We start from the raw sequence: 12,003 nt of genomic DNA, 5'->3' as shown, positions 1-12,003 counted from the left end.
TTTTTAGGTTGGATTTGTTCGGTGTTTTGGTTTGAATCCACCTCCGTTTGAGTATGATTCTTTTGCCGGTCGGCGACCAACAAATTTTTTCTTTTTTGAAACCGGACGGGGAACTACATCACCCGTACTTATGAGCCGGAAATTTTCGGGCAGTTTTAATTTACCACCCGACAGCACTTCTAAATGCTGAATAATTAGTTCATCATTTACAGAATCACGGTTCCAGTTTAAATATGATTTTTTTAAATGATTGGCAATGGTTTGAATAAATGCTTCTTTTTCGGGGCCATCTTCAAGTTCTATTGCTTTCTCAATAATATTTTCCGTGTTTTTCCCGTAATGTTTGTACTTTATATTGTTTTCCTGATAAGGAATTCTTTCAGGTCTGGCTTCAATTTCTTGCTTCGAAGGTACAGGATAAGGTGAATCTACATCTAAGCTGAAACCTGAAATAATGTGAAGATGATCCCATAATTTTTGTTCAAAATCAACCGTTTCCTTTACATGCGCATTCATCTGAGCCATTACATTTATAATAACATTGCACGCATTCGTTCTTTGTTCGCGATCTTCAATTGTTACTATATATTCAATCATTTTCTGAGTATTTCTTCCGTATTCCGAAATAACCAGTTTGTTTCTTGTAGTGTTGTAGTCTATCATGATGTTAAGTTATAAAGTCGATTAGGCTTATTGATATTTCAATTTTTATAAAGGCAATATTAATAATTTGGGGTTTCTGGTTGTGCACACAGGTAATAGTTGATGCAAAGATAAACAATATTTTGAAATATTTTATATTTTGTAAATTTTATTGCTGATCTAAAATCCTTTACGTAGCTTCAAATGTATGACTTATTTTAGAAATCAGAGAATTTTCAGCTTTGCAAATTTGAGCAATAATTGTTTTTGTCCAACTCCGGCAAAAAATACGGTCGCTTTTTTATTCGAGGCATCGCCTTCAACGGCTATCACTTTTCCCTTCCCAAATTTGGCATGCTCTACTTCCATTCCTGCCTGTAATTTCTCCATTACCGATGGGTCAAAGGGCTGTTCGGATGAGGTAGCTGAAATACTGCTGATCTTCTTGAAATTCTTCTGTTGTGATCCTGTTAGCGTTTGAGTCGCCTGCTTTTTCCGGATATCATCGTCAAATCCGATTTTTGCTCCAAATATGGTGGCTCGTTTTGGCAAGTCAATAAATTCGACCGGAATTTCTTCAATAAAACGACTGGGTTCGCACATGCTTAAATTGCCCCATTTATAACGGCTTTCCGAGTAAGAGAGGTAGAGTTGTTTCTCGGCACGGGTTAATGCAACATAAAAAAGCCGACGCTCTTCTTCCAGATCGGCTCTGGTATTTAATGATTGGATTGACGGGAAAAGATTTTCTTCCAAACCAACGATGAAAATATAAGGGAACTCAAGTCCTTTGGCTGCATGAATCGTCATGAGCGAAACATAATCGGTGCCATCTTTATCCTTGGTGTCGGCATCGGTAAGCAATGCTACATCCTGCATAAACTCGTCCAAACCTCGGGTCATGTTCCCTTCACGCTCTTCGATTTGCTCTTCGGTCAGTTCTGTTTCGGTAAACTCTTTGATGGCGTTCAAAAGCTCTTCGATATTCTCATAACGGCTTACGCCTTCAGGACTTTTATCCTGAAACAAATCTTTAAAAATACCGGATGAATTTGCAATCAATTTGGCAAGATCGTAAGCATCCTTTGTGCGAAGTTGCAACGCAAAACTCTTGATCATGGTCGCAAAATCATTCAATTTACTTAGCGTTCCTGAATTTAAAGACAAGTTGTAAGCCGCGGCATTTTCAACAATGTTCCACAAACTTTTCCCTGATTCACCTGACGCGACCGTAATTTTTTCGAGCGTGGTATTTCCAATTCCCCTGGCCGGATAATTGATGATCCGGACAAGTGCTTCCTCGTCGTTCGGATTTAGCACCAAACGGAAATAAGCGAGTAAATCTTTTATTTCTTTTCGTTTATAAAATGAGAGACCGCCGAAAATCCGATAGGGGATGTTTGATTTCCTGAGTGCTTCTTCCATTACCCGTGATTGTGCATTGGTGCGGTACAAAATCGCGAAGGCTTCGTTCGGAAGCTGGAAGTTCATTTTGCTTTCGAAAATTGCATTGGCAACTAAAATGCCTTCTTCACTATCGGTCGACGCCCTTAACAATTTGATTTGTTTGCCTTCATCGTTTTCCGTCCAAACCTTTTTTTCGATCTGATCCTTGTTAGATGCAATCACGCTATTCGCTGCTTTTACAATGATTTTGGTGGAACGGTAGTTTTGTTCAAGCTTAAAAACTTTAAGATCGGGATAATCTGTTTTAAAATTTAAAATGTTTTGAATATTTGCTCCCCTGAACGCATAAATACTTTGGGCATCATCGCCCACCACACAAATATTTTCGTTGTTGGCAGCCAGTTTTTTAATGATCAGGTATTGCGAATAGTTGGTATCCTGGTACTCATCAACCAGGATGTATTTAAACTTTTGCTGATACTTGTATAAAGCATCCTCAAAATCGCGAAACAAAACATTGGTGTTGAAAAGCAGATCGTCGAAATCCATGGCATCTGCCCTTTTCAGACGGGCATTATAGATGGTATAAATGTCGCCGATCATTGGTTTGCCCGCCGATTTATCCGCATTCTTAATCTCAAAATTCTGATTATAATCAACAGGTGAAATCAAATTGGTTTTGGCTCCTGAAATCCGGCCCAAAACATAATTTGGAGGATAGGCTTTATCATCGAGGTTTTGTTCCTTGATAATTGCTTTGATCAGTCTTTTGGTATCATCCGTATCGTAAATGGTAAAATTTGAAGGATAACCCAAACGATGGCCCTCTATTCTTAAAATACGCGCAAAAATGGAGTGAAAAGTACCCATCCAAACATTCATGGCTTCCTTGCTCCCGACGAGTTTAAGGATACGCTCCTTCATTTCGCGGGCAGCTTTATTGGTAAAAGTAAGGGCAAGCACGTTAAACGGATCGACACCTTTATTTAACAGATGGGCCACTTTATAAGTAAGTACACGTGTTTTACCCGAACCGGCCCCGGCAATTACCATCACTGCTCCCTCCGTGGCCTCCACGGCCTCCCGCTGTACATCGTTCAGTTCTTCTAAAATATCTTTCAAATGGAATTTTTTGGAATGCAAAAGTAAGGCAAATGTTTCAAATTAGCCAATTAGTGAATTGGTATATTGGTGAATTGGTAAATTTGTGAATTAGGGATAGGAATGAGGCTGTCAAAAAGCCAACATATTCTAAAACTTATCACATTGAGCCGTCCGTTGAGCATCGTCGAAACGAGGCGAGAGGTCTGATTGTCAATTAAAACGAGATTTCAACATTCTTTCGCTTGAAGAATATAAAACAATAAAACCCTAAGTGAGTGATGAATTCACTAAGGGTTTTTTCTTTTCTTTTGGTGAGCTTTGCGGTTAAAAGAAAAGAGGCGATTTTTTTTCTTTTGTTTAACGTCTTATATCTTATTCATTTTATTTTAAATACTTTTCAATATCGGCCCATGAAATATATTTGAAATTCTGGCTCACCGCGGTTTTTCCATCAAAGTTAAATCCGTCCTGAACTACCAGCATTCCTTTTGGATAATCACTATTAATCGGGAAGCTTGTCACCTCAATGCCATCGGTTTCTTCAACCCCGTCAAATAGCCCTTCTTTTATGGTAAAACTGGTCAGGTACTTGATGCTATCTGTATTTTTAATGTCATAAATAGCATAAGAAAAATTTCCCTGAATAGAAGCGATCAAGTATGATTCATCGCTCGTTTGATAGATTGCCAGCCCTTCAATATCATAGGTAATGTTTTGGTTGTTGTTACCCGAACTCAAAGGCAATAATTCTAATTGATCATTTGCATCGCGATTGGCACCTGCCCTGAAGATGCCTTCTTGTTCAACCCCGATATATAAATCAGCAGTAAGGTCGTTGGCTACCATGCCTTCGGGTTGGCTGTTTACTTTTAATCCCCTGCAATATTCAGATATGATTGAATTGTTTTCAGAAATAATTTCATATTGTTCAATGATCCCGTTTTTTCCATTTACGAAGACGTAGAATCTGTTGGTAGGATCTTTGTACATGCACAATCCATAAACTTCATCAACCTTTGATTTAATATCCAGAAAACTATTTGAAATCAATCCTGTTTCAGGATTAAGCAGAAAAATTGAAATTGAATTTATCGATCTATTGCTTGCCGAGATGAGTACTTGTGTTTTTCCCATATGAACAAAACCATCCCTTAAGTCGACGTTGTTAAGCTCACCGGCTCTCAGAAATTGCGTAACTTTTCCTTCTAAATTAAAAACATAAAGACCTGCTTTTTTATCGGTTCCGATAATTAAACTTTTTTCAGGATTTATTTGGTTAACCCAAATTGCAGGATCGTCAGCCGCGTCTTCTCCAACTGCCGAGTAAACAGCGTCAGTTTCCATGATGGCTTGTACCGGATTGCCAATTTGAGTTTGAATGGCAATCGCTTCTGCCATTTTAATTGAATCTTCTCGGGCCTCGGTATTTTTTTTATCAACAACTTCGTTGTTATTACCTATTTGATTTTGGCATGCAATGAATAATATTAAAGTGCCTATCAGGATGATTACTGCCTTGAATTTTATTTCGTTTTTCATCATTGTAAAATTGTTTTTTAATGGTATGATGCCCGCCTGAACGAAAATATTCGGACAGGGAACACCCAGGTTCTTGATTTTATTATTATAGTGTTTGTGTTCAACAAAGCATGGGTGTTTCATTGTTTATAAAGTTAAAGATAAAAAAGAGGAGAGTGATATCAACCCGAATACACCCTCCTCTTACTACGAAACGAACTACAACTTAAACTTCACGCCTATGTTCAGTTTAATGCCATAATATTCTGCTTGATAAGTATATTTTTTATTTCCCTGATAAGTACGCAGGGGGGTATTCAATAAGTTAGTCGCATTGCCATAAATCGACCAGTTCTGATTGATTTCATAATCAGCATTGATATCGAGATAGTTTACGGCATCATAATAAATATCGTCAAAAGCCTCTTCGCCAAATCCTCCATCATCGTTCACATTTAGGAATGCATCGGAATGGTTAAACGAAACCCTGATGTCAAGTTTTTTTGTATCATAAGCAAGGCTGAGGTTGTATGTGTTTTTTGGAGATCCCGACAATGGAAGATCCTCACCCTGGCGCCCTTCAAAAATGATATTTTTAATTTTTGATTTTGTATAGGTATAATTGGTGTATAAACTTAGTTTGCTAAGAAATGAAGGAAGGAAATCAAGTCGTCGGCTGAAAGCTAATTCGATTCCAAACAATTCTGCATTACCAATATTCATTGGCTTGCGATATTTATCATACACATTTCCCTGATAGCTGTAATCTGATTTTTTTTCATAGGCCACCACATCTGATAAATCTTTATAGTAAATACCTGTTGAAGCCAATCCAATATTTTTAAAGAAATATTCGTACATCAAATCAAAATTCATCGAGGTTGTTGGAACCAGGTTAGGGTTGCCAAATTTTATTTCTTCATTATCTTCAGCTATTTCAACATAAGGTACCAAATCAAAATAATTTGGACGGGCCAAGGTGTTTGTCCAGCCAAAACGCAAATTCGAGCTGGCGTTTGGCGAATACTTAATTAATAATGCAGGCAAATAGTTGGTGTAATTATCTTTATTTATAGACGTTTTTGTAAGTGTGTTGTCATTTTCGTTATAAACATTACCCTGATACTCCAAATGAGTGGCTTCAACTCGTAAACCTCCAATTAATGTCAGTTTGTGCCCCAATTGCTGGGTTAACATTACATAAGCGGCAGCAATATTCTCTTTTGCATTGAAATCTCCTGCTTCTTCACTGATCAGTTGCTCCGATTCAAACATGGCTGTATTGTTCAGGTCGAATTTGTCACTGATTTCTTTTTTCACAAATTTGCCTAAACGATAATCACCTGCTAAAAAATTTGACCTGGTTGCATCAAACAAATTGGCAAAAATGAGCGCATCAAAGCCATCTTCATCAATGGGTGAAAATTCTTTGAGCCAATTATCGCGCATTTTTTCTTTACCGCGGTAGTTTCCGCCTATTGCGGCTTTGCTGGCATTAGTGCCTTGACTCATCGGAATTTCAAAATTTAATCTGAAGTTTTTGTCGATATCTTCGGTATACTGATATTCTTCGGTTAATTCTTTAAAAGAGAAGTTTGAAATTTCAGCATCGGTTGGGTCGGACAGGATGATTTCAGGTTTTTCAGGATTCGTCAGGTCAATATTGAAAGGAACATTTTTCTTTCTATAAGTAAGATATCTTTCGTTTGGACGTTCTTCATTTGCTTTAGAATAAGAACCCATCCAGTTCATTTTAAATTTTGGAAAGAAATGTTCACCACCAATTGAAAAACTCATCATTCTTTGATCTTCAAGACGGGCGTATTTATTGTCTTTTACCCCAAATTTGAGCTGTCGCCTAACTTCACTAATATATTGACCTCCGTCAGCTTCGATGTCTTTATACTCAAGCCTGTAACGGTTTTCCCAATCTTTTCGCCAGTTATAAATCCCTTTGGCAAAAAGGGTATGGTTTTTATTAAGTTTATAGTCGATGGAAGTAGAATAACTTTGTCGAAATCGTTCTAAAAAATACTGACGGTTCTGAAAACCTGAAGGATGAATTTTATTGTCGGTTTTGGTCCATTCAGCTTCAGTGTCATCTGATCCCAAGCGGTTATCGTAAGCCGAACCACTTAAAACAATTCCCAGTTTGTTATTAAAAAGCCGTTTGCTGTAAGTTAGGTTTCCTTTAAATGAAGGTTTCTCGGCGATAAAATTATAGCTGGTACCGAATTTCCCGGAAATTTCCTGACCGATCGGGGCATATTTTGTGATCAGGTTTATGGATCCCCCGATGGCATCAGCATCCATATTTGGCATGACGACTTTGTTGTATTCAACAGTTTGGATCATATCGGCAGGGACAAGATCGAGTTGAACAGAGCGGATTTCAGCTTCGGCCGAAGGAATGCGCTCACCATTAATCGTGATAGAGTTTAATTCGGGCGATAATCCACGGATATTTCCGAAGCGTGCTTCGCCCTGATCGTATTGAACGTTGATTCCCGGAATTCTTTTTAATGCATCACCAATGTTGGCATCCGGAAACCGGCTTAATTCCTCATTAGAAACAATACTGGTGATGTTCATCGCGTTTTTTTGAGTGTTGATTGATTTGGATTGACCAACTAAACGGCTATTAATCACAACCTCATTTAGTAAGATTCCGGCAACTAATTCGATCTTAATTTCCTTGGTTTCGCCTGATTCAACAGATACATTAATTTTTTTACTCTCGAAACCAATATAACTGGCAACTATGGTATAATTGCCGGGGTTGAGATTAATAATAGCAAATTCCCCGTTCACATTGGTAGTTGTGCCAACCTTAGTTTCAACGATAAGGATGTTAACCCCGGGTAGACTTTCTTTTTCCGAATCGGACACGGTTCCTCTTATAATTCCTTTTTGTGCAAAAGCTCCTGCTGAAATAAGCAAAGAGATAATAATTAGTGTAAAATTTCTCATCATATTTATTGGTTTAGGTTTTGATGCAAACCTACTTTTAGATTATTACGATGCAGTTAATGATAAATTACAAAAACAATAATTACATGAAGTGATTGAAATTCTTAAGCTTACACCAAAAAATGCATAAATGGACAGAAGGATTTAATAGTAAATATTAATCTAATTTGGCATGATATTCAGGGTCATGTCTAATTGTCCATCTTCGTTTTTAAAAGGAATACGGCGAATATGATTTTATTACAAAAAAATTCATATTTTGAAGCCTTATTAAGAAATGGTAACCTTAAAGTTACGCTGGTATTAAAAATCAGATACATTTTCGTTTTCTTAAGCCCCTTATTATTAATACGCTTTAAACTATTCTAATTTTGTGTTCAAATCTTATAACCTTAAAATATGAATGTAATTGATAAGACACCTTCATCATTTAAAAATGAACTGGCTTACGAACTAAAAACATATCTGAATTCGCAAAAGCAAAAATTTCCGGAGGATGAGGTACTGAAAATCGACCTTCATTGTCACGACTATAATAGTGATGTTCCGGATGAATTATTAGGGAGGATATTAAAAGTACCTGAAACATGGCTCCCTACAGAAAGGTTGCTTAAAACACTGAAAAAAAATAAAACTGATGTTATCACAATTACAAATCACAATAATGCCCGATCTTGTTTTGATTTGATAGAGAAGGGAATAGATGTTCTTGTTGGGACCGAATTTAGTTGTACAGTTCCCGATTTTGATATTGGCATTCATGTTTTAACTTATGGGTTCACTCAAAAGCAAGAGATAAAACTTAATAAACTACGAAAGAATGTCTATCAGTTTTTAATGTATGCCCACGCTCATAATATTCCAACCATTTGGGCACATCCATTATATCATTACAGTGTAAAGGGGACCCCTCCATTCGATTTTTTCAGTAAGATGGCTTTGGTTTTTGAACGCTTTGAAGTGCTAAATGGTCAGCGAGATACCTGGCAGAATATGCTGGTAAAAACATGGCTTGAAAGCTTGACCAGGGAACAAATTGATAATGATGCGAAAAAGTTTGATATTGACTTAAGTTTATATTGTACAAATCCATATAAAAAATCATTTTCTGGGGGTTCAGATAGTCACATGGGGATCTTTACAGGGCAAACAGGAACCCGGCTTCATATCCCAAATCTTGCAGAAAGATTGAAATTTGAACCCGCTTCGGCACTTGCTCTTGAAGCCATATGGAATGGAGATATGGTACCTTACGGAACCCATCAAAATTCGGAAAAATTGACCATAGCATTTCTAGATTACATTTGCCAGATAGCCATGTACAAAGAAGATCCTGGATTGATGCGGATATTGCTGCACAAGGGTTCCATTAAGGATAAAATATTGGCTTTTATAGTTACCAATGCTTTTACCGAATTGCGAAGGCATAAAGTTACCATGCGATTTGTCGAATTATTTCATGATAGTTTCATGGGGAAAGTTCAGTCAAAATCGAAAAGATTCATGATCCCGAAAGTGTATAAACCCGTCTTTGATGAAGCACAGAAAATTGCGAAATCGCATGACCTGAAGGGGCAGGAGATGGTAGAGCAAATGAGCAGTGCCATTGACATGATTAGCTTCAAACTGAACAAAATACTGTTTGATCGCTTAAAGCTAAAAATCGAGAATGCTTTTTCGAATGATTCATTTAAAAATATTGAACTTACGGATATTATTGAAAAATTAGAGATCCCAAGTGAAATGAGGTTGCTTCTGGAATCGAATGATAACAAGAAAAATTGGTTCAGTGGCAAAAAAATGTCAAATCCTAATCTTGCCGATTTCATTGATGGCTTGCCATTTCCTTTTCTGGCTTCGATATTGATTTTAGGCGCACAATTTACGAGTGCAAGGGTATTGTATCATAGTAGGTCACTTCTTAAAACTTTTTCTGATAAAATTGGGAAACTGCAACATCCTAAACGTGCGCTATGGCTTACCGATACTTTTAATGATAAAAATGGGGTGTCCATTGTGTTGCAAGAAATGCTCCGCGAAATAAAAAGATTGGATCTGCCTATTGATATCATGGTATGCAGTAACGATATTGTGTCCGACGATCATTTAATTGTTATTAAGCCCCTTGGTGAATTTACGTTACCATTTTATGAACAACAACCGATCCGTTTTCCGAATTTTAATGAGATCCACCATTTGTTTTTAGAAAACGAATATGATCGCGTTATTTGCTCAACCGAAGGCATTATGGGTATGGTGTCATTGTATTTAAAAAATGCATATTCTGTCCCTGCATACTTTTATATGCATACCGATTGGGTCATGTTTTCGAAGAAAGCATTAAACCTGGATATTCATAATCAGGACCGGATAAGACGATTGTTAAGAGCTTTTTATACAGGATTTGACCATCTGTTTGTATTAAATACTGATCACCAAAAATGGCTCATCGGTAAAGAAATGGAGATTGACTTTAAAAAAGTGTTTTTAACGGCTCATTGGGTCGATGAGAAATTCTACCCGCGCACTTCAAATAAAAAGGAAATATTCAATCTTGAGGAGGATGACAAGGTATTGTTATTTACTGGTAGACTTAGTGCCGAGAAAGGGGTTTTTGATGTAGCTGAAATTTATGATTCCATTCATGATGAGTTTCCGAATTTAAAATTGGTGTTTGCCGGAACCGGCCCCGCGGAAGATAAGTTAAAAAAATTGCTTCCTGATGCGGTCTTTCTGGGATGGGTAGACGGTGAGAAACTACCTGATATCTATTCATCCGCTGATTTATTGATCCTGCCCTCAAAATTCGATACATTCAGTTTAGTTGTGTTGGAGTCGTTAAGTTGCGGATTGCCGGTAATTGCATACAATTCAAAAGGCCCAAAGGATATTATTGAACATGGTGAATGTGGATTTCTTGCTTCCGGGAAGAAGGAAATGAAAACATTTATTAATAGTTATTTTTCAAATAATTCATTAGCAAATGAGTTTAAAAAATCAGCTGTTGAAAGGGCCAAGATTTACAATAAAGAATTTATTTTAGATCAATTCCTTGAGGATATGGACTTATAACCCAATCAAATTTAATGATGAGCGTTAAACAAGATTTTGATTTCATTTGGTGGAAACACGGGGTTATTTATCATATTTATCCACGTAGTTTCTATGATTCAAATAATGATGGAATTGGAGATTTGAAGGGAATTATTGAGAAATTAGATTATTTGAAAGTTCTTGGGGTTAGTGCAATTTGGCTTTCTCCTATTTATGAATCTCCATTAAATGATTATGGTTACGATATTCAAGATTATCGATCAATTGATAAATCATATGGAGATATGGAAGATTTCAAAAATCTCCTTTTTCATGCTCACCAAAAGGGCATTAGGGTGATAATGGACATGGTTATGAATCATACTTCACACATGCACAAATGGTTTATTGAATCCAGTGAATCCAAAGAAAACGACAAAAGGGATTGGTATATTTGGAAAGATGGGAAAAAGGGTAAAGCTCCAAATAACTGGAAATCTGTATTTGGTGGAAGCGGATGGGAATGGGATTCGAAAACGGAACAGTATTACTTTCACTCTTTTTTAAAAGAGCAACCAGATCTTAATTGGCGAAATAAAGAACTGCAACATACATTTTATCAGGAAATTAAATTTTGGCTTGATATGGGTGTTGATGGATTCCGGCTTGATGTGATTAACTTTATTATAAAGGATCGAAAATTTCGAAATAACCGAAGATTCCCGAGTAATCTGTTTTTTAATCGGAAAATGTATAACCGAAACAGACCAAAGTCAATAAGGATTGTAAGGGCATTACGACAAATTCTTGATCAGTACGATCAGCGTATGTTAGTTGGTGAAATTTACACTCCTCCACCCGGTGATAATAAAATTGTTAACGATTATTTAAGCAATGGTGAGGATGCCTTGAATTTGGCATTTAACTTTTCACTAATTTTTCGCTATTGGAGTTCAAAAAGATATGCCAGATATATCAGGGAAGTTGAAAGTAGTATTCCGGAAAAAGCATGGCCCTGCCATGTATTAAGCAACCACGATTTGTTGCGAAGTTATAACCGTTTTGGCATGGGTATGCATAAAGCCGATAAAGCAAAGATATTAGCAGTTTTGCTGCTCACATTAAGAGGGACTCCATTTATTTATTATGGTGAAGAAATTGGTATGCAGAATCAAAAAATAAAGCGTAAGCATATTAGCGATCCCTTAGGCAAAAAATTTTGGCCCTTATTTAGTGGGAGGGATAAATCCAGAACACCGATGCAATGGACAAATGAAGAAAATGGAGGATTCACGAAGGGCACTCCTTGGTTGCCTCTTAATCGAGATT

At 36.9% G+C, this 12,003-nt stretch carries 6 protein-coding genes; 2 read left to right on the top strand and 4 right to left on the bottom strand.

Annotated elements, in window-relative coordinates; all coding sequences use genetic code 11:
* Positions 1-3 precede the first annotated feature (3 nt).
* The 4 genes from KKG99_00990 to KKG99_00975 form a co-directional block, all read right to left on the bottom strand.
* Positions 4-663 carry a DUF4290 domain-containing protein gene (locus KKG99_00990; GenBank protein ID MBU1011553.1) on the bottom strand — a complete coding sequence of 220 codons (660 nt, stop codon included), beginning with the start codon at positions 661-663 and terminating at the stop codon, positions 4-6.
* A gap of 204 nt (positions 664-867) precedes the next feature.
* Positions 868-3,192, bottom strand: coding sequence for a UvrD-helicase domain-containing protein (locus KKG99_00985; GenBank protein ID MBU1011552.1), 2,325 nt, complete (start codon positions 3,190-3,192; stop codon positions 868-870).
* A 342-nt stretch (positions 3,193-3,534) separates the two neighbouring features.
* On the bottom strand, positions 3,535-4,815 hold the full coding sequence (locus KKG99_00980; GenBank protein MBU1011551.1) for a phytase: 1,281 nt from the start codon (positions 4,813-4,815) through the stop codon (positions 3,535-3,537).
* A gap of 75 nt (positions 4,816-4,890) precedes the next feature.
* Entirely contained in the window at positions 4,891-7,644 is a 2,754-nt protein-coding gene (locus tag KKG99_00975) for a TonB-dependent receptor (protein MBU1011550.1), read from the bottom strand.
* A gap of 396 nt (positions 7,645-8,040) precedes the next feature.
* On the opposite strand from KKG99_00975, the gene KKG99_00970 reads away from it, so the two are divergent.
* Together KKG99_00970 and KKG99_00965 are read left to right on the top strand one after the other, a co-directional pair.
* Positions 8,041-10,713: a glycosyltransferase gene (locus KKG99_00970; protein MBU1011549.1), complete on the top strand. Its 2,673-nt coding sequence runs from the start codon at positions 8,041-8,043 to the stop codon at positions 10,711-10,713.
* A 14-nt stretch (positions 10,714-10,727) separates the two neighbouring features.
* The coding region (locus KKG99_00965; protein MBU1011548.1) for an alpha-glucosidase at positions 10,728-12,003 on the top strand (1,276 nt) is incomplete at its 3' end.

It is taken from the genome of Bacteroidota bacterium, from assembly GCA_018816945.1.
Taxonomy (GTDB): domain Bacteria; phylum Bacteroidota; class Bacteroidia; order Bacteroidales.
The sequence above is the reverse complement of the archived record's forward strand: the minus strand, read 5'-3'. Positions and strand labels throughout refer to the sequence as shown.